This window comes from Mycobacterium sp. P2_H7 (genome assembly GCF_056403275.1).
The window spans coordinates 267,909-286,081 of sequence record NZ_JBFUFU010000001.1; the positions used below are offsets into that span (position 1 = coordinate 267,909).

An 18,173-nucleotide genomic window follows, 5' to 3' on the forward strand; every position below is an offset into this window, starting at 1 on the left:
GTCCGGCGATGGCTGAGTTTCTCGTAGACGACGACGGCACCGCTGCGGTGGCCGACCTGCAGGCCGGGCTGAGCAGTCTCGCGGGACTGGTGGCCGGCAGCCTGAACTTGTCGCAGGTGCTTGCCGAGGTGGCCGCGTCGGCCGTGCGTGCCATTCCGGGGGCCGACGGTGCCGGCGTCACCCTGCTTCGGCCCGAGCTCGACGGCGACCTCGTGCTGGCGTTGGCAGCCAGCGCGCCCTTCGTCGCCGAGATCGACGCCATCCAGTACTCGACCCTGCAAGAGGGACCCGGCATCACCGCGGTCGCACAGCGACGCACGGTGCGTTCCGGGTCGTTGGGCGGCAACAAGTTGTGGCCCCGATTCGGGCCGCGGGTGGGCCGAATGGGAGTGCACAGCGCCTTGGCGGTGCCGTTGTTGCTCGCGGACCAGGTTGTCGGCGCAATCAGCGTGTACGCCAGCAGCAAGGACGCCTTCGATGACCACGCGGCGGACTTCGGCGAACTCTTCGCCACGCCGGCTGCCGTCGCCGTGCACAATGCCCGCATCCTGGCCGACGCGCTCACCCTGACGGCTCAATTGCAGGCGGCGCTCGAAACTCGACCCGTGATCGATCAGGCGATCGGCATCATCCGGTCGCGCACCGGACGCAGCGCCGGGGAGGCCTTTGCCCAATTGCGGGTGATGAGTCAGACGGAGCAACGCAAGCTGACCGAGATGGCCGAGCAGATCGTCGACGAAGCAGTGCGGCGGGCTCGTACTCGCGGGAGCTGACCAGCCGAGATGGGTCCAGCAGTGTAGAGTTCGAGGAGTTGGGACCCCAGCCGGTCCGGGATGGGTCAGCTGTCCGCCGTTGACTTCACAGAGCGATCGCTCGTGCCGGACATATCGGTGTCGTCCTGCTGTCTGGATCACCTTGAATTCCTCGTCCACGTATCAGTTCTCACACACGCCCCTACTGGACCGTCGCCGGGCGGATCACCCCACCTTCGGAATTCTCAGTACCTATCCGCCCACGCCATGTGGTCTGGCGAACTTCAGTGCGGCGCTCGCGGACGGACTGTCCAGCTTCGGCGCCGAGGTCAACGTGGTGCGAATCGCCGACGGTGCACCCACCCGCAGCGCCCGTGTCGTCGGCGAGTTGATCAATGGGTCGCCGGCATCGGTTGCCGCCTGCTCGGACCTGCTGGGCGCGAGCGATGTCGCCGTCATCCAGCACGAATTCGGTATCTACGGCGGAACCGACGGCGATGAGGTGGTGGATATCCTTGGCGCATTGGAGGTACCTTCGATCGTCGTGGTCCACACCGTGCCGAAGGACCCTACCCCGCACCAGCTTTCGGTATTGCTGGCCGTGACAGCGCTGGCCGATCACGTCGTGGTGATGTCCGAGTCGGCGGGAACTCGCCTGTGCGCCGGATTGGGTGTGGAACGCCGAAAAGTGACCACCATTCCGCACGGCGCAACGGTGTCCCCTGCTACCCACACCAATCGCAGCGGGCGCCCCACGTTGTTGACCTGGGGCTTGCTCGGACCGGGTAAAGGCATCGAGCGGGTCATCGATTCGATGGGGACGCTGCACACTCTCAGTGGCAATCCGCGTTATCTGGTTGCCGGACGCACGCATCCGAAAGTGCTTGCGGCCGAGGGGGAAACCTACCGTGACGCTCGCATCGAGCAGGCGCGGCGCACCGGTGTGGCCGCCCATGTGCACTTCGACGCCGGCTACCGGGATGTGCAGTCGCTGTCATCCCTCGTGCAATCTGCTTCCGTCGTGGTGTTGCCCTACGACTCCACCGAGCAGGTCACCTCCGGTGTCTTGGTCGACGCGATAGCCGCCGGCCGTCCGGTGATCGCCACCGCCTTCCCGCACGCCGTCGAACTGCTGGCCGGCGGAGCCGGCATCGTTGTGCCACATGACGACCAGGAGGCGATGACCACCGCGATCCACTCGGTCCTGACCAAGCCCCGGCTGGCCGGTGCGATGGCGGCAGAGGCGCGCCGGATCGCACCCGCGATGGCCTGGCCGGTCATCGCCAGTCGCTACCAGGCACTGGCGCAACGGCTCATGGCGACACGGTCCAGGCGGACATGGCTGAGCTAGCACCGAGGTTCGATCATCTGTTGGCATTGTCGGACCATCACGGCACGTTCGAGCACGCCTGTGGCACCATCCCCCGGCGCGAGCACGGCTACTGCACCGACGACATGGCCAGGGTGCTGGTTGTCGTCAGCAGAGAATCCGGCGCCAGTGACGCCGTCCATGGATTGGCGCGGGTCGCGGTGCGGTTCCTGAACGAGGCGCAGGCCTACTCCGGCGGGTGCCGGAACAGGATGGACCACACCGGCCGGTGGACCGACAGCTATACCTTCGAAGACTGCTGGGGCCGGTGTCTGTGGGGGCTGGGGACCGCGGCCGCCCACAGCGACATCGGATTGATCCGCAAGCTGGCGGTGGTCCAGTTCGAGCGCGCCGCGCATGGTCGTTCCAGGTGGCCGCGGGCCATGGCGTTCGCCACTGTCGGTGCGGCCGAACTGCTCAGCGTCGAGCCGGGAAATGTGGCGGCTCGCAAGCTCGTCGCCGACTATGTCGCAGGCCTGAGCGCGCCGCATGGTGACGTCGGATGGCCTTGGCCGGAACCGCGCCTCACCTATGCCAATGCCGTGATTGCCGAGGCGATGATCGCGGCGGCAGTCGCCACCGACGACCCGCAACTGGGTGAGCGTGGGATCGAGCTGCTGGGTTGGCTGATCGAGCGCGAGACGAATGGGGACCATCTTTCGCCGACTCCCACGACGGGCTGGTCGGCCGGCGAACCCCGCCCGGCGTTCGACCAGCAGCCGATCGAGATCTCCGCGCTCGCCGACGCTTGCGCCCGGGCCGCGACGATGGACGCGCGCCCCCTCTGGCCCGACACCGTGCGGGCTGCGGTGGCGTGGTTCGAGGGTGACAACGACGCGAATCTGCCGATGTGGGATCCCGAAACAGGTGGCGGGTACGACGGGTTGCACGCCGACGCGGTGAACCTCAATCAGGGCGCGGAGTCGACGCTGGCCGTGTTGTCGACCATCCAGCAGGCCCGTCGTTTCACCGGTGCCTCGTTGTGACATCGGTGGTGCAGGGGTTGGTCAAGCGTGCCCCGGTACGGCTGGAGGCCGACCGGTCGCGCGTCATCACCCGGTTGTTCGTGCCGGGCCAAGAAGGTTTCGAAGCCCAGGAGTCGCGCGCCGGAGCGGTGCTGGACCGCATCCTGGCACTGGACGAGGATGCCGTCCGCGTGGCGTTGAGCGATGTCGTCGACAGGTTCGACGATCGTCATCGCGATCTCGTCGGCGTATTCCGGCGGCATGCGCGGGAACTCGCCGACCGTCTGAAGCCGGGGGTCGAACTGTCGGACGCGCGAACACTGTTGCTGGGCGCCACTTTCACCAGTGAGTACGCGGTCGAAGGCGCCGCGTTGTGCAACCCGAGTATGGTCGCTCACCCCGATCAGTCCGGTGTACCGGCGGGCAGCCTGCGTTTTGTCATGAGCGTGCGCGGTATCGGCGAAGGGCATCTGTCTTCGATCGGTTTCCGGACGGGCATCGTCGATGACCGAGGCCGTGTCGACATCGACCCGGCAGTGCCATTCGCGGCCGTGGGGACCCTGGTGCCGACGTTGCTCGATGCCGCGGTGTTGCGCAGCGAGTTGGCACGGCTGGGTCGGGCGGGGGAGGACGCCGGCTACGTGCTCGACAGCCTGGGTGCCCGGTTCACCCGGGTCGATCTCGACGAGCGGCTGGAACAGTTGCGCCAGAACCGGCGCACCCGCGTACATGCTGCCGAGACCATCGCCGTGATCACATCGATCGCCTCTCGGAGCCATGGCGTCGAATTTCCCCGGGAAACAGCGCTTTCCGAGCGAATTCTGTGGCCTGCCAACGAAGCCGAGGCGGCGGGGGTCGAGGACGCGCGCTTCGTGCGCTTTGTCGAGGACGACGGGAGCGTGACCTACTACGCCACCTACACGGCTTACAGCGGATCGCAGATCAGCCAGCAGTTGTTGACCACCAACGACTTTCGGTACTTCACCTCGGTCCCGATGGTCGGCCGCGCGGCGGCGAACAAAGGCCTGGCGCTGTTTCCCCGCCGCGTGCACGGGCGCTACGCCGCGATGTCGCGCTCGGACCGGGAATCGAACACCGTCGCGTTCACCGACCATCCATCGGTGTGGGCGGGAACGACTCCCTGTCAGCGTCCTGCCCTGCCGTGGGAGGTGTTGCAGTTGGGCAATTGCGGCGCGCCGATCGAAACCGATGCCGGGTGGCTCGTGCTCACCCACGGAGTAGGCCCCATGCGTACCTACGCGATCGGGGCCATCCTGCTCGACCTCGATGACCCGACCCGCATGATCGGCCGGTTGTCCGATCCGCTGCTGTACCCCACCCGCGACGAGCGGGACGGGTACGTGCCCAACGTGGTGTATTCGTGTGGCGCCATGGTGCATGCCGAGAACCTGCTGATCCCCTATGGCGTCGGCGACTGTGCCATCGGCTTCGCCACCGCCCCTCTCGGGCCGCTCCTTGCGTTATTGCACGCCACGTAACTTAGTCGGCCGATCGGCAAGGCAAAATAGGCCGAAAGGCAAGCAAATTTAGCCCGTTGACCTGGGCAAATGCGCGTAAGTAGTTCGCCACCGAATCGTGTCCCGGCATTGGTGTGATTCAGCCCACCACATGCGCTACATTGTGACGGCAGTCATACGAAAGGGTGGACATGACCGGAGCATTGTTAGCAGGTCTGCTGGTGGTTCTGGGCCTCGGCTCGATCGCCGCAGTGGTCGCGGCGGCCGTGCTCGGTTACGGCACGCTGGCACTGGCGATCGGCATCATCTCCAGCGCAGCATTCGCCGCACGGACCGTCTGACCTATCGGCGCAGCCGCAGGCCGAGTCCTGTCGCGCGCACGGCCTGACGGTCGATAGCGGCGCGAACCTCGGCTGCGGAGCCCACCACGCGCACCGCCTTCTTGGCGCGCGTCACCGCGGTGTAGAACAACTCCCGCGTCAGCAGTCTCGAATCCTCCGACGGCAGCAACACGGTGACCTCATCGGCCTGGCTGCCCTGTGACTTGTGGATCGTCATCGCATGCATGGTGTCGACCTCGGCGAGCCGGCTGGTCGACAACGACGCGGCACCGAACGCCACCCGCAGCCCGTCCGGCGTCGTCACGGTGATCCCGGTGTCCCCGTTGTACAGCTTGAGGCCATAGTCGTTGGCGGTCACCAGCACCGGCCTGCCCGGATACCAGGTGGACCACATCGGTTCGCCGGTCGCCTCGGTGAGCCACCGCTGCACCTGGCGGTTCCAGTGCGTCACGCCGAACGGACCGTGCCGGTGTGCGCACAGCAACCGGTGCTCGCTCAGGGCGGCGGTGGCGGTGCCGACGTCGCCGAGCAGCGCGGCCGCCCGCAGCCGCAGCGCGTGCGGCAGCAGGATGTCGCGCAGGGATTCGCTGGTGGGAATCCAAGTGATGTGAGGTCCACCGGCGGCGAGGATTTCCAGAGCGCCGTCGGCGTCACCGTCGCGGATCGAGGTGGCCAGCGCACCGATCGACTCACCGAATCGGTGCGAGGTACGCAGCGCGGCAACACGATCTGCGCCCAGTCCGTCCACCAGATCGGCCAGCACCGCGCCGGCTTCCACCGACGCCAGCTGATCGGGATCGCCGACCAGCAGCAGCCGGGTCTGTGGGCGGACGGCTTCGAGCAGTCGGGCCATCATCGTCAGCGACACCATCGAGGCCTCGTCGACCACGATGACATCGTGCGGCAGCCGGTTGCCGCGATGGTGCCGGAACCTCGACGACGTGTCCGGTCGCGGGCCGAGCAAGCGGTGCAGCGTGGTGGCCGGCAACCCCATCAGGCCGGCACGGTCGGCGGGGTCGAGCCGGGCCGCCTCGGCGGCGACCGCCTCCTGTAGCCGCGCGGCCGCCTTGCCTGTCGGTGCGGCCAGCGCGATCCGCGGCGGCGGTGTGCCTGCCAGGGCCGACTGCTCGACGAGCAGCGCCAGCAGCCGCGCCACGGTGGTGGTCTTGCCGGTTCCCGGGCCGCCGGTCAAGACGGTAAGTCCTTGGAACAGAGCAAGTTCGGCGGCGGCGCGTTGCTCGCCGAAGCCGTCGGGGAACAGCCGAGCCACATCCGGCGACGGACCGGGCGGGACGGCCGCCAGCAGTGCCAGCGCGTCGTCGCACACCTGCTGCTCCTCCCGCCAGTACCGGTCCAGGTAGAGCAGATCGCCGAGCAGATGCAGCACCGGCGGAGTGCCCGCCAACGGGCTGGCCCGCACCGCGGCCAGCCACGCATCGGCGTCCCGGTCCAACTCCGCGGCCGCGGCCCGCAGGTCCACGCACACGGATCCGCCGCGCAACGCGCGCACAGCCAGCGCGACGGCCAGAACCACGGACTCGTCGGTCTCACCCGTCAGCGCCGTCAACCGTTGTGCCACATGGGTATCGGCGGGCTCGAAATCGGTGATCATGCACCCTCCAGGAACGCCGACAGCTCCGTCACCAGTGCCGCAGGCGGCGCCCAGCTGAACACGCCGGCCGGATGACCATCCACCACAGGGGTTTCGGGGCCGCACATGCCGCGTACGAACAGATACATCACCCCACCCAGATGGGCCTCGGGCGCATACCCGGGAAGTCGCCAGGTCAGATACCGGTGCAGGACGACGCTGTAGAGCAGTGCCTGCAAGGGGTAGTCGGAATGCAGCATCGCCTCGACCATGCGGTCCCGGCCGTAGTCGGCCGCGGTCAGCGGTGCATCCGAGGTGCCCAGCCAGTTGGTCTTGTAGTCGACCACCACGTATCGGGCGACCGAACCGTCCGGCACCCGCAGCACCACGTCGATCGAGCCGGACAGATAGCCGCGCAACGACTGCCGGCCCAAGGCGCCCGTCGACAACCGTTCGGCGTAGCAGGCCAGTGGGTCATCGGCAGGCAGATGGCGGCCCACCAGGGCTCCGAGGCCGGCCAGGGTCCGGTCATCGCCGGCCAGTGGGAACTCGAAATCCAACTCGCACAGTCGATCCGCCGGTCCGATCTGTCGCAGCGTGATTCCGGGGGCCAGCGGTCCCAACGGGGTGTCGTGCATCGGGACCAGGGCGGCGGCCAGGTCGGCCGCGGGCACCTCGACGGGCCAGCGGGCCGCGTGCGCCTGCACCTGGTTCCGCAGCTCCGCTGCGAGGTCTGCGGCCGACGGGTCCGCCGTCTCCAGCACCGCGTGCACCAGCGAGCCGAAGGCGGCTCCCGTGGGAAGGTCGGCCATCGGCGACGGTGTGTCGGCACCCGACGCGGGGGATACCAGTGCGATGTCGGCGATCTCGTCGTCCAGCTCGGCCACCTCGGGCTCGCTGGACACACCTGCGGTCTCGCCTTCCTCGGCGGCCCGCAACAACCCGGAATACGACGTGCGCCGCCACGCCGTGTCGATGGACCGCTGGAACCGGCGCACCGACAGATCGGCGGTGGGCGCGGCCGCCCGGGCCGCGGTGAACGGCACGATCACCGATTCCTCCAGCACCGGCCCGCCCGCATCCGCCCACGCCCGCAGCCGGGCCAGCGCATCGGCGTCGGAGATCTTCGCCGGCGCACAGACTTCCGGTACCTCGGCCGTCCCCGGCGCCCGCCCGCGTAACAGCCGCGAGAGGCCACCGTTGGGCTCGTAATACGACGGCGCCCACCACGCCACCACCTGCGACTGTGCCCGCGTCAGCGCCACGTAGGTCAGCCGGCTGTCATTGGCTGCAGCCTCGGCCTTGCCCGCCCGCAGCACCGCGGGCACGGCTCCGCCGACGTACAGACAGCGGGCCGAATCCTCGTGGTAGAGCACAGGGTCGGGGTCGGGTGTGTACCGATTGAAGGCGAACGGCAGGTACACGATGGGGTATTGCAGACCCTTGGACACCCACACCGTCATGATCTGCACTGCCGCGGCATCACTGTCGAGCCGCCGATTCCGTTCGGCCGCCGCACCGCCGTCGGCACTCTGCGTGCGCAACCAATCCCGCAGCGCGGGCAACCCGAATCCCTCGTTGTGCGCGGTGTCCTGCAGCAGCTGGGTCATGTGCGACAGGTCGGTCATCAACCGTTCGCCACCCTGGCGGGACAGCACCCGCCGGCCCATCCCGTCCAGCTGCGCCGCCTCGAACACCGCCGCCACCCCGCGCTCGCGCGCATGCCCGGCCCACGTCCGCAGCGTCTCGGCCACCCGATCGGTCAGCCGGTCAGCGCCTGCGGCAAGGGTTTCCGCCGTCTCCCCGAAGAATGCGGTGGCCGCCGCGGCCCGCACCAGGCCGGGGCGGTGCGGCTGGTCGAAGGCCTCCAGCAGGCACAGCCAGTCCGCGGCGGCCTCCGAACCCAGCACGTTGGTGTCCCCGGTGTACACCGCGGGGATCCCTGCATCGGACAGGGCGTCGAAGCAGGCCCTGGCGTCCTTGTGCGTCTCGACGATCACCGCGACGTGCCGGGCCTCGACGGGGTCGCCGTCGAACGTGGCGCCGCCGGCCAACAGGGCGCCGATATCGGCCGCCAGGTCCTTGCCGATGTGGGTGCGCAAGCGGTCGATCTGCATGGTGCGTGTGTGGGAGTTGCCGCGGGTGACGACCCGCAGCCGGAACGGATCATTGTGGGGCGCACCGGCCAACCGGTGTCCCTGGTGATGCGCCGTCACCTCGTGCACGACGATGCCGGGACCACCGAGTTGAGCGCCGCCCAGCACCACCTGCAGCCGGTCGACGAGTGCGGCATCGCTGCGCCAATTGGTGCCCAGCGTCTGCTTGTCCCCGGCGGTGTCGGCCGCGCGCAAGTACGTGTCGATGTCGCCGCCACGGAATGCGTAGATCGCCTGCTTGGGATCACCGATCAGCACCAGCGTCGACCGGCCGGTGAACGCCCGCTCGATCACCTGCCATTGCACCGGGTCGGTGTCCTGGAATTCGTCGACCATGACGATCGGCCAGCGTTGCGGCATCCGGATCCGCGCGGCGGAATCGGGATGCTCGAGCGCGGCCGCCAGCCGGGTCAGCAGATCGTCATAACCCAGGATCCCGCTGCGCCGTTTGCGAATTTCCAGTTCGGCGAGCACGTCCCGGGCGAACGCCAGGCACACCGCCGCGTAGGAGTCGGGCTCCGGGTCGACCGGGCGCAGCTCGGTAGCCGGGTGGTTGACCACCTCGCGGGCCAGTTTCAGGGCCGCGCGGTACCCGAGGATCGGGTCGTCGCGCTGCATCCCGAAATGGGCCAGGTACAGGTCGTCGACGATCTCGCCCACCACCGCGTCGAGGCTCTCTACCAGCGTCACGCCGCTGTCGCTGTCACCCGCAACGCCAAGGGATTTGAGCACGATGTGACAGAACTGATGGGTGGTGGCGATGGTCGCGGAATCGAATCCGGCCAGGGCGTCGTGCAGGCGCAGCCGGCGGGCCTGGGTGTCGGTGGCACACACGTGCCGCTCCAGTTCGTTGGCCGCCCGTGCCGGGTCGTCGATGGCGGCCAGCGCGCTGACGATCTGGGCGCGCACCCGTTCGCGCAGTTCCTGGCTGGCCGACCGGCTGAAGGTGATCAGCAACATCTGGTCGAGCTTGGCCACGCCTTCGGCCACCATCCGGGTGACCAGACCGGCCAGCGCGAACGTCTTGCCGGTGCCGGCACTGGCCTCCAGCACCGTCGTCGACAGCGGTGCGGGCAGCGGACCGAGGAGGTCGAATGTCTTCACTGCATGCCACTTTCGGCCCGCAGCAGCGGTACCCACAGCCGTTGGGCGAAGTCGTCGATGCCGGCCAGGTCGCTGAGCCGGGCTCCGCGGCCCCACACCCGTTCGATGGCCTTGTCCTCGGATTCGTTGCGCCAGCGATAGTTGGCCGCCTGTTCGGGGTCGTCGCCGGCTTCGCGCGCTGCAGCCCAGGCATAGGAGGTCTTCACCGGAAGGGGCAACGGGACGCGGCGGCCTTCGTCGTAGAGCGAGGCGAGTTCGCGCAGTACCGGCAGCGCCGACGCCGGGGCCGCCAATGTCTGCACCCGGGGGGTGCTACCGCGCCGGGGCCGTCCGATGCACGTCGCCGCCCACGACCGGGTGGGGTCATGAGCGCTCAACGCCAGCAAGGGGATCCACGCCTTGAGCAGGTGTTTGCCGTCGAGTTTCGAGTACGTCACCGCCGAGAGCCGGTTCCCGAACACCGGCGTCACCGTTCCCGTCAGATGCCGGCCCGGCTCCAGTTCGATGTCCACGTCGAATGCCGCGCCCTCGACGTCGCGGTGGCGTAGTGCCTCGGCCGCCAGGAGCGCGGCCTGGTCCCGGATCTCGATGGCCCGTCGCCAGCCCAGCCGGCCCGGGGGCAGCGTGCCGCGGCGCCATTCGGCCTGTTGGGCATCCTGCGGTGTCAGGCCGGCGAGGATGTCGGCCAGCATCCGATCCCCGACGGTCCACTCCTGCAGCGCATCGATGTCCACCGGCATCTCGTCGGAGACCCCGTCGACATCCCATGGCAGCGTGAAGTCCAGGGCGCGGAAGTAGCCCTTCACCGGATCGTTGAAGAACCGCACCAACTCGGCCAGTTCGACGTCGGTGACCGCCGGTGCGGGAAGCGGGCCCGAGACGAAGACCGGCCGCGGTTCGCGGTGACCGGAGATGGCCCGGGCCGCCGTCAGTGCCGTCGGGTCGAAGGTGAACGGGCGTCCGGTCGGGTCCGGCTCGACATTGCGGATATCGAAGGGCTGCAACGGATGTCTGGTCACCACCGAGACCGGGCCTGCGCTGGTGAGGTGCAGGGTGTCGAGCAGTTCGGCGATCGGCACCGCGGGCGGGCGGCTCTGCCCGGTGTACTCGTTGGCGCCGGTGTAGGTGATGACGAGCGTCTCGGTGGCCGCGCCGATGGCGTCCAGGAGTAGTTGGCGGTCCTCGGAGCGGATATCGCGCTCACCCGTCATCGGGTCGCGGGCCAGGATGTCGTCGCCGTCGACGGCGCTGAGACGGGGGAAGACCCCGTCGTCGAGGCCCACCAGACACACCACCCGGTGCGGCACCGACCGCATCGGAACCATGGTGCACACCGTCAGCGTGCCCGAACGGAAGTTGGCGCGGGTGGGCCGGCCCGCCAGTCGCCGATCCAGTAACGCACGAATATCACTGAGCCGCAACAATATCGGCGTCGTGGCCGGACCATCGAGGATGGCGGCGAACTCCTGCTGCACCTGGGCTCGCGGCCAATCCTCGTCGTCGTGGGCCAGCGCATCGAGACCGGTGGTCAACGCCTGCAGCCATTCACCCAGCGGGCGGGTGCCGCCGAGGGCGACGATGGTCCGGTGCAGTTGATCGACGAATTCCGCGAACCGGCCTGCCAGTTCGACACGGTTGCTGCTCACATCGTCGAGCGGCAGCGTGGTGTCCAGCCAGGTGCGCGAATCGTCGGACAGCGCAACGCCCGCCAGTACGCGGTCCACGCCGAAACGCCAGGTGTTGTGCAAGAAGTCGACTCCGTACGGGGCGCGATGCTGCTTGTCGAAGCCCCAGCGGATGTTGGCTTCCCTGACCCAGGAGGTCACGGCGTCGAGGTCGTCGTCGGTGAAGGAGAACCGGGCGCGTACCGGTGCGGACGCGGCCAGGTTCAGTACGTCGCTCGCGGTGGCGCGTCCGCCGGCCAAGGCCAGCAGTTGTGCCACCACCGCCAGCAGCGGATTGGTCTGCACCAGAGCGCGGTCGGCCAACCGCACGCGCAGCCGATGCGCCGGATGAGCACCGTGCACCACCTCGCCCAGCCCGAAGCCGGCCGAGATCAGCGGCGCGAAGGTCTCGATGTCGGGGCACATCACCAGGATGTCGCGGGGTTCCAGGGTGGCGTCGTCGGCGAGCAGGCCCAGCAGGACCTCACGCAGCACGTCCACCTGGCGGGCCGGGCCGTGGCACGCGTGCATCTGCACGGAGCGGTCGGTGAGCTGGTGTCGGCGGCCGGCCGGGCGGAGCCGGTCGGCGGCGATGTCGGATTGCAGCCAGCCCAGCAAGGTGTCCGGATATGTTGCGGCGGGCAGGTATTCATCGGTCGCACCGGTGGGCAGCGCCCGCTGGAGTTCACGGAGATCCCGGCCCAGGGTAGCCAGCAGGGGATGCCCGACGGCGCGGTGGCCGGTGTCGGCGCGGCGCGGGATCCGCTCCCGGTGATCGGCGAGCGCGTGCCACATGTGGTCGCTGGGGTGGGGGAGCCACAGGTGCAGATCATGGTGGGTGGACAGGGCGTCGAGCAGTTCGATCTCGGTGATCGGCAGCCGGGTGTGCCCGAACAGCGACAGCCGCTGCGGTAGTCCGGCCGACGGTGCATCCCGCAGACGCGCAAGGGTTTTCGCGTGCCGGACGTGTGGCGGATCGGTGTCCATCCTGGCGACCAGGGCCTGCCACAGCGGTTGTTGCCACGCCAGGTCCGCATCGACGGCCGCCCAGTCGACGAGCAGTTCGGGGCGTTGGCGCGCGTAGGACGCGAAGAGCCCGGCCAGCCTGCGGGCCACCGCGTAACGGCGGCCCTGCCGCAGTTCCCGCTCGTCTCCGGTTTCGGTGTGGCCCAGGTGGGCGGCCAGGGTGGCGCACCAGGGCTGGTCGAGATTCTCGTCGATGGTGGCCAGCAGCGGCCACACCAGGGCGTCGGGTGACCAGGGGTCGTCCCGGGTGGTGCCGGTGAGTTCGGCGATCAGGGAACGTGGACTGGCGAATTCGACCCCCGCGCAGACGCCGAGCCGGTCCGAAAGCCGCTGACTGAGCCAGCGTTCGACGCCTTTGGCGGGGACCAGCACCAGTTCCCGGGCGAACGGGTCGGGCAGCGGTTCGGCCAGCAGCGCGCCCAGACCATCGGCGAGCAGATCCGTGCGCTCGGCGCGGTGCAGGTGCAGGGCCATCGAAGTCACCATAGCCACTCGTCGGCGCGGGCCGGAGCAGGTATGCGAGTGCCCGCCTCCGAGCGACTTTTCAGCGACAGGAAGGGGGTTGTCAGACCCCTGTGTGAGCGTGGTGGCATGTCCGCTCGTTTACGGGTCCGAGGTGTGGAGTTGCGATACCTGTTGACCTGGCTGCTCGCCCACGAGGGGCCTGCGACGGTGGCCGAACTGATCGACCGGTTGACGGTCTGCGGGTTCGACGTCGGAGGCAGGCCGTCGAAGACGGTGTCCGACGCGCTGCGTTGGGAGATCGGCCACGGCAGGGTGTGGCCGCGGGGCCGCGGCCGCTACAGCTCAGGGGAGATGCCGCGGGCCACCGAGTATCGAATAGAGCTGCGCGTACGGAATCTGCGGGCGCGCGCCGATGCGTTGGCAAGGGCGCGCCCACCGAGTCGCTGAAAAGTCGCTCGGAGGTGGGCACTTCGGTCTGTGCCCGATGCCTGGCCGGCGGCCAGACCCAGTGGGCGAACCTGGTGCGCGGACCTACGTCGTGGTGAGGGCGAACTCTTCGGCCAGGCCGTCGATTCCGGCACGGATGGCGTCGATGGCCGACGCGCGCGCCTTGAGCTTGCTGGCCAGGTGCGCCTTCAGGTGCAGGGTCCCGGCGTATTCGGCCGCCACCGCCTGGGCGCGGGCCAGCACGTCGTCGCGTTCGACGGTCTCGTCCAGCCAGCCGCCCGTGATCGCGGCCTCGCCGGTGAACGTCGCCGCCACGGAGACGGCCCGGGAAAACGCCGCCCGGGTCAGCCGCATCCGCATGATCTCGATAGCGGCGATCGGCAGGGTCATCCCGATGGCGACCTCGTTGGCCTGGCAGCGAGTCTTGTCCGAACCCACCCGGTGGTCGCCGCTGAGGAGCAGGAACGATCCCATCGCGATGGCATGACCGGTGGCCGCGATCACGACCGGCGCCGGGAAACTCAACACGCGCACCGACAGTTCGAACCCGGCGGTCAGCATGCCCAGACCGGCTGCGGCGTCGCCCGAGCTGAACACGCTCAGTTCGAACCCGCCGCTGAGCACCCGCGAATTACCCGCCAGCACCACGGCTTTCACGGTGCCGGCAGTGATGTCGGCGTCCGCCTGGTCCAGTGCCCCGTTGATGTCCGCCAGCATGGCGGGGGACAGGGCATTGACCTTGCCGTCGTCGAGCGTGATCGTCGCGACGGATTCGTTCACCGAGTAGCTCACCGGGCTCGTCATAGCTGCGGATGTTACGGAGCGTGGTTACGAATTTTTATGGCGGGGCTCGAATGATGCCTGCCCGCCGGCCGCTTCTCCTCGATCCACGGGAAGTCCAGCTCGGTCGTCTCATCGACCTGGCGCGTGCGCCAGCGGTCCTGCGTCTCGCGCACCGCACGGTTCATCCGGTCGATCTCGGCGCGGAACACGTCGGGCCGGGTTTCCTTGGATGCGTAGTGGAAGTAGGTGAGCATGCTGCGCAGCAACTCCAACTTCTGTTTCTCCCGCTTGGCCAGATCGTGGGTGAGCATCAGGTCGAGTCGCTGAACCGGCTGCAGGGTTGCCCAGTCGAGCACCACCTCGGCGTCGTATCCGCGGCGCTTGCCCTTCTCGCCGCTGGGCCGATCACGGTAGGTCAGGGTGCCGTCGAACCGGGAGGCGATCTCACCGCCCAGTTGTTCGCGGCTGATGGCCGAGTCCCAGACAGTTCGCCATTCCTGCCCGGGTGCGAGTTGCTTGAGTTCGCTGGGGAGCGGCAGAACGGCGACCTCGGGTGGCCCGTCGTCGTAGGCGTCCTCGTACCGGCCGACGGTCAGCTGACCGGGGAAGTGGAACTCGACATCGTGCGCCGCCGACTTGCCGAAATTGCGGACCACGAGCTCGATGACGTGCCAGTCGCCGGCATTCGGCTCCATGTACATCACCACGTGGGGCCTCAGCTCATCGTGCTTGAGCTGGCGATTCCGTTTGATCACCCGCGCGACGAAGATGAGTGCGATGACGGCGAGCAGCAGCCCCGCCCACGCGGCGATGGTGAGCCAGGCGCCCGACCCGAGACCCACCAGATCGGTCCATCGCTCACGAATCCACTGCACAGCGCCCCCACCCGTTCGTCCGATTGCGCTCTGGACAGTAGCGCTTCGCTAAGTGTTGCGTAAACCGCAACACTCGGCATTGCTAGCTGGCGGTGGCCAGCGCCGGGGACGCGAGCGGACGCTGCGGTTCGGCCTGCACCAGCCGTTCGGCGCGGGCCAGCCAGTCGGTGTCGGTCCACACCACTTCGGCGGGCAATCTGCGCCAGTAGTGGGGGTGAGCACGCACGTGCATCTCGACGCTGGCGTGTACCGCCGCGGCGTCCGGTATCCGCCGCGTACCGCGGACGAGAGGTTCGCGGCGCAGCGTCGAAGGCGCCGCCGGTTCGGTGCGGACCCGCAAGCCGGCCCGGGTGGCCCCGTCGAGGACCCATTCCAGCGTGAGGGCGTCGCTGATGACGCTGCGATGCGTGCCGCGGAACCAGACTTCCTCGACGCCGTCCACCCGCTGGAACCGCGGCCCGCCATCGATGGCCATTGCGTGGCGGCCGGCCAGGACCTCGACGGATCCGGCGGTACCGGCCGTCCTGGCGGCGTCCCACAAGCCCAGGAACCGTACGGGTATCGCGACATCGGCATACGCGGTCAGGCCGGCGGCGACCGCGCCGATGTCCTGCCAGTCCTGACCGGAGCGCGGTGTCCGGGGCACGGCGTAGGTGGCGAGCATGTAGTCGATGAGTTCGCCGTCGAGTACGCCGATGGTGCCGAGAAGTCGGCTGATGGCCTGCGCGCACGACCCGCCCCGACCGGCGCCGAAGACGAATATGTCGTCACCCGGACGCCAGTGCGTCATGAGATGGCGATAGCCCGCCGTGATGGCACCGCGCGCCTCGTCCGCGGCGCCGCGGCGGCGCTGCGGAACGGCGTAGGACCAGGTGAGCTGGGTGTCGTCGAGAAGGTCGAACAGTTCGGCGGCATTGGAATGTCCGTCTTGGCCGAAGCACAGCACGATGTTTGTCACAGCAACCCCCGACGGATGCAGCACAAGCGAAACCAGCGAATTACTCTGCCTACGCGGCCCGGCGGGTGCCAGTCCGTGAATCAGCCGAAAAACATGCCTGCCTCGACGAATTTCGGCCAAATCAAAGCTAGCGCGCTACGAAATCAGTCGTCTGTCCACCGTTTGGCGGACACCGAAATGCTGGCGGCGAATCTCCGCTGACGCGATGCGGGGTGTTCGGCTAACTCAGGCTCAGTACGGCGCCGGCGCTGGAGATGTCGCCGTGCACCTGTAGTGATTCGGGCACGCTCCCGGGTGGGACGTCGTACGCGATGGCGACCTCGACCGGCTCGCCGGGGTACACCACGGAGGTCGTACCGCCGAGGTAGAACGTCGCCTCGGTATCCGGGGTGTAGGTCTGGCCGTCCGCGGTGAGGATCTGCTGCTCGGCGATGAAGGTGGCGGGCGACTCACCGTTGTTGAGCAGCGTCAGGTGCACCACGACGAACTCGCCGGTCGCAGTCTTGGACAGCAGGTCGTTGTCGGCCGCGGTGATCGTCGGCCCGACCTCGATGCCGTTCTGGGTGAACGTGACGTCCCCGTCGACGGCCTCGCCTGCCGACGGCGCGGCGGTCTCGGTCGGCGACTCGGTTTCCGGCGAACTCGACTTCTTCGCGGACGTCTCCGCCGACGACGAGCTGTCCTCGTTCGACGAAATCCCCGGCAGGCTCAGGTTGTTGGTGTCGGGCTTGTGGATGACCAGGGCGTACACCAGCGTCGCGATCAGCGCGATGAGCAGGACGCCGACGCCGCCGAGGTAACCCTTGACCAGGTTCCCGTTCCCTGCCGGTGCGGCGGCGGGCTGGAAAGCCGCCGGCTCGGCATACGGGGACGCCTGCGGTTCGCCGAAGCCGGGTGGCGGGGTGTAGGTGGGGTAGGGGGTGGTGGGCGGTTCGGGCGGCTTGACGACGGTGGTCTCGGGCTCTGGAGCCGCCGGCGGCTCATCCGGCTCCGGGGTCTCGGTCACCGGTTCCGCGACCTCGTCCACCGGTTGCGGAGTGACGGTCTCCGGCTCCGGATCCTGGGACTCGGGCTGCGAGATCCTGACGACGGACGTCGGCTGCTCGCTGGCGGCCTTCTCCCAGGAGGGCATCTCCATGTCCGACGGCCACGGCGGCAGCTCAGAGGGCCACGAGCGCGGTTCCTCCGGCGCGGGAGCGGCGGGTGGGGCGGCGGGTGGGGTTTGGTGCTCGGTCCACCCCGCGCCATCCCAATACCGTTGACCACCCGTTCCGTCGGGGTCGGGGTACCAGCCGGCCGGGGTCGGCGGTGTCGTCATGCAGGGCTTCCTCCCTGTCACGCGCCGCAGGGACGCTGTGACCCCGCACGATAGCCGAGCCCGGATAACGCCGCGAGACTTTGGCCGGCCGCGTCGGCCGTGCTCAGCCGCCCATGAGCATGCGCCACTGGTCGAGATTGCCCGCCCGGTAGACGTAGTTCGACTTCTTGACCGACGACAGGGGGGCGCTCGGGTCGGCCGAATACCAGTGCCCGGGGAACACCGTCGGATCGCCGGACAGCGCGGCCAGCGCCTGCAGGCTGCGGAACATCTCATCGACGTCGCCGCCCGGGAAATCGGTGCGCCCGCACCCCTCCAGGAACAGGGTGTCGCCGGCCACCAGCCGCCCGTCGAGCAGGAAGCACTGACTGCCCGGCGTATGGCCCGGGGTGTGCAGCAACTCGATCTCGATATCGCCGACGGCCACCTTGTCACCGTGCTGGTGCTGGGTCAGTTCGCTCAGGGCGATGCCGGTGATACGTGAAACCCAGTCCGCCTCATGGGCATTGACGTGAACCGGCACGCTCACCCGCTCCAGCAGTTCGGCCAGGCCCTTCAGTTCGAACCCCATCATCGAGCCGCCGACGTGGTCGGGGTGGTGATGGGACACCAACACACCCGACAGGTGCATGCCGTCGGCCTCCAGCGCGTCCACCAGGTCGCCGGCGGCGTACGCGGGGTCGACCACGACGGCGTCACCTGTTTCGCGGTCGCCGATGAGGTAGGCGAAGTTGCGCATCTGCTCGGCGATGGGGTCGCCCGCGGCGAAGTCGCGGCCGGACAACAGCTGACGGAAGTACAGGCGGTCTTCAGGCATGGGAACAGACTAGGGCGCGACTGCGTGACGCAGATAACCGCAGGTCTAAAAACCGCATGTCAAT

14 protein-coding genes are annotated in these 18,173 nt (G+C 68.6%); 6 read left to right on the forward strand and 8 right to left on the reverse strand.

The window, feature by feature from the left end; translation table 11 throughout:
• Nucleotides 1-8: 8 nt before the first annotated feature.
• From AC1DY7_RS01340 to AC1DY7_RS01360, 5 genes are all read left to right on the forward strand, one after another.
• Entirely contained in the window at nt 9-773 is a 765-nt protein-coding gene (locus tag AC1DY7_RS01340) for an ANTAR domain-containing protein (protein ID WP_477491843.1), read from the forward strand.
• 142 nt (nt 774-915) lie between these two features.
• Entirely contained in the window at nt 916-2,103 is a 1,188-nt protein-coding gene (locus tag AC1DY7_RS01345) for a glycosyltransferase (RefSeq protein WP_477491844.1), read from the forward strand.
• Nucleotides 2,091-3,107 (forward strand): glycosyltransferase, encoded by a 1,017-nt coding sequence (locus AC1DY7_RS01350; protein WP_477491845.1) that lies wholly within the window; start codon nt 2,091-2,093, stop codon nt 3,105-3,107. The genes AC1DY7_RS01345 and AC1DY7_RS01350 overlap by 13 nt, the downstream gene beginning before the upstream one ends.
• Nucleotides 3,104-4,585, forward strand: a complete 1,482-nt coding sequence (locus AC1DY7_RS01355; RefSeq protein ID WP_477491846.1) for a glycoside hydrolase family 130 protein — start codon at nt 3,104-3,106, stop codon at nt 4,583-4,585. The genes AC1DY7_RS01350 and AC1DY7_RS01355 overlap by 4 nt, the downstream gene beginning before the upstream one ends.
• Nucleotides 4,586-4,755: 170 nt before the next feature.
• On the forward strand, nt 4,756-4,905 hold the full coding sequence (locus AC1DY7_RS01360; protein WP_477491847.1) for a hypothetical protein: 150 nt from the start codon (nt 4,756-4,758) through the stop codon (nt 4,903-4,905).
• A gap of 1 nt (nt 4,906) precedes the next feature.
• Here AC1DY7_RS01360 and recD read toward each other — a convergent pair whose 3' ends face one another.
• The 3 genes from recD to recC are packed head-to-tail and all read right to left on the reverse strand — an operon-like array spanning nt 4,907 to nt 12,920.
• Nucleotides 4,907-6,517, reverse strand: a complete 1,611-nt coding sequence (recD, locus tag AC1DY7_RS01365) for an exodeoxyribonuclease V subunit alpha (RefSeq protein ID WP_477491848.1) — start codon at nt 6,515-6,517, stop codon at nt 4,907-4,909.
• Entirely contained in the window at nt 6,514-9,756 is a 3,243-nt protein-coding gene (gene recB, locus AC1DY7_RS01370) for an exodeoxyribonuclease V subunit beta (RefSeq protein WP_477491849.1), read from the reverse strand. The genes recD and recB overlap by 4 nt, the downstream gene beginning before the upstream one ends.
• Complete coding sequence (gene recC / locus AC1DY7_RS01375) at nt 9,753-12,920, reverse strand: exodeoxyribonuclease V subunit gamma (RefSeq protein WP_477491850.1); 3,168 nt, start codon at nt 12,918-12,920, stop codon at nt 9,753-9,755. The genes recB and recC overlap by 4 nt, the downstream gene beginning before the upstream one ends.
• Before the next feature lie 117 nt (nt 12,921-13,037).
• Here recC and AC1DY7_RS01380 point away from each other — a divergent pair, with 117 nt between their 5' ends.
• On the forward strand, nt 13,038-13,358 hold the full coding sequence (locus tag AC1DY7_RS01380; protein WP_477491851.1) for a hypothetical protein: 321 nt from the start codon (nt 13,038-13,040) through the stop codon (nt 13,356-13,358).
• Nucleotides 13,359-13,442: 84 nt separating this feature from the next.
• On the opposite strand, the gene AC1DY7_RS01385 is transcribed toward AC1DY7_RS01380, so the two are convergent.
• From AC1DY7_RS01385 to AC1DY7_RS01405, 5 genes are all read right to left on the reverse strand, one after another.
• Entirely contained in the window at nt 13,443-14,162 is a 720-nt protein-coding gene (locus tag AC1DY7_RS01385; RefSeq protein WP_477491852.1) for a crotonase/enoyl-CoA hydratase family protein, read from the reverse strand.
• A gap of 11 nt (nt 14,163-14,173) precedes the next feature.
• Nucleotides 14,174-15,016, reverse strand: coding sequence for a hypothetical protein (locus AC1DY7_RS01390; RefSeq protein ID WP_477491853.1), 843 nt, complete (start codon nt 15,014-15,016; stop codon nt 14,174-14,176).
• Nucleotides 15,017-15,098: 82 nt separating this feature from the next.
• On the reverse strand, nt 15,099-15,974 hold the full coding sequence (locus AC1DY7_RS01395) for a phospholipase effector Tle1 domain-containing protein (RefSeq protein WP_477491854.1): 876 nt from the start codon (nt 15,972-15,974) through the stop codon (nt 15,099-15,101).
• Nucleotides 15,975-16,194: 220 nt separating this feature from the next.
• Nucleotides 16,195-17,292, reverse strand: coding sequence for a DUF4352 domain-containing protein (locus AC1DY7_RS01400; RefSeq protein WP_477491855.1), 1,098 nt, complete (start codon nt 17,290-17,292; stop codon nt 16,195-16,197).
• A 103-nt stretch (nt 17,293-17,395) separates the two neighbouring features.
• A complete protein-coding gene (locus AC1DY7_RS01405; RefSeq protein ID WP_477491856.1) occupies nt 17,396-18,109 on the reverse strand; it encodes an MBL fold metallo-hydrolase in 714 nt (237 codons plus the stop codon).
• Nucleotides 18,110-18,173 lie beyond the last annotated feature (64 nt).

What these genes read in the sequence shown, in the direction of transcription:
- AC1DY7_RS01340 (WP_477491843.1), top strand. Translation starts at nt 9, where the DNA reads ATGGCTGAGTTTCTCGTAGACGACGACGGCACCGCTGCGGTGGCCGAC.
- AC1DY7_RS01350 (WP_477491845.1), top strand. Translation starts at nt 2,091, where the DNA reads ATGGCTGAGCTAGCACCGAGGTTCGATCATCTGTTGGCATTGTCGGAC.
- AC1DY7_RS01360 (WP_477491847.1), top strand. Translation starts at nt 4,756, where the DNA reads ATGACCGGAGCATTGTTAGCAGGTCTGCTGGTGGTTCTGGGCCTCGGC.
- recD (WP_477491848.1), bottom strand. Translation starts at nt 6,517, where the DNA reads ATGATCACCGATTTCGAGCCCGCCGATACCCATGTGGCACAACGGTTG.
- recC (WP_477491850.1), bottom strand. Translation starts at nt 12,920, where the DNA reads ATGGCCCTGCACCTGCACCGCGCCGAGCGCACGGATCTGCTCGCCGAT.
- AC1DY7_RS01380 (WP_477491851.1), top strand. Translation starts at nt 13,038, where the DNA reads ATGTCCGCTCGTTTACGGGTCCGAGGTGTGGAGTTGCGATACCTGTTG.
- AC1DY7_RS01385 (WP_477491852.1), bottom strand. Translation starts at nt 14,162, where the DNA reads ATGACGAGCCCGGTGAGCTACTCGGTGAACGAATCCGTCGCGACGATC.
- AC1DY7_RS01400 (WP_477491855.1), bottom strand. Translation starts at nt 17,292, where the DNA reads ATGACGACACCGCCGACCCCGGCCGGCTGGTACCCCGACCCCGACGGA.
- AC1DY7_RS01405 (WP_477491856.1), bottom strand. Translation starts at nt 18,109, where the DNA reads ATGCCTGAAGACCGCCTGTACTTCCGTCAGCTGTTGTCCGGCCGCGAC.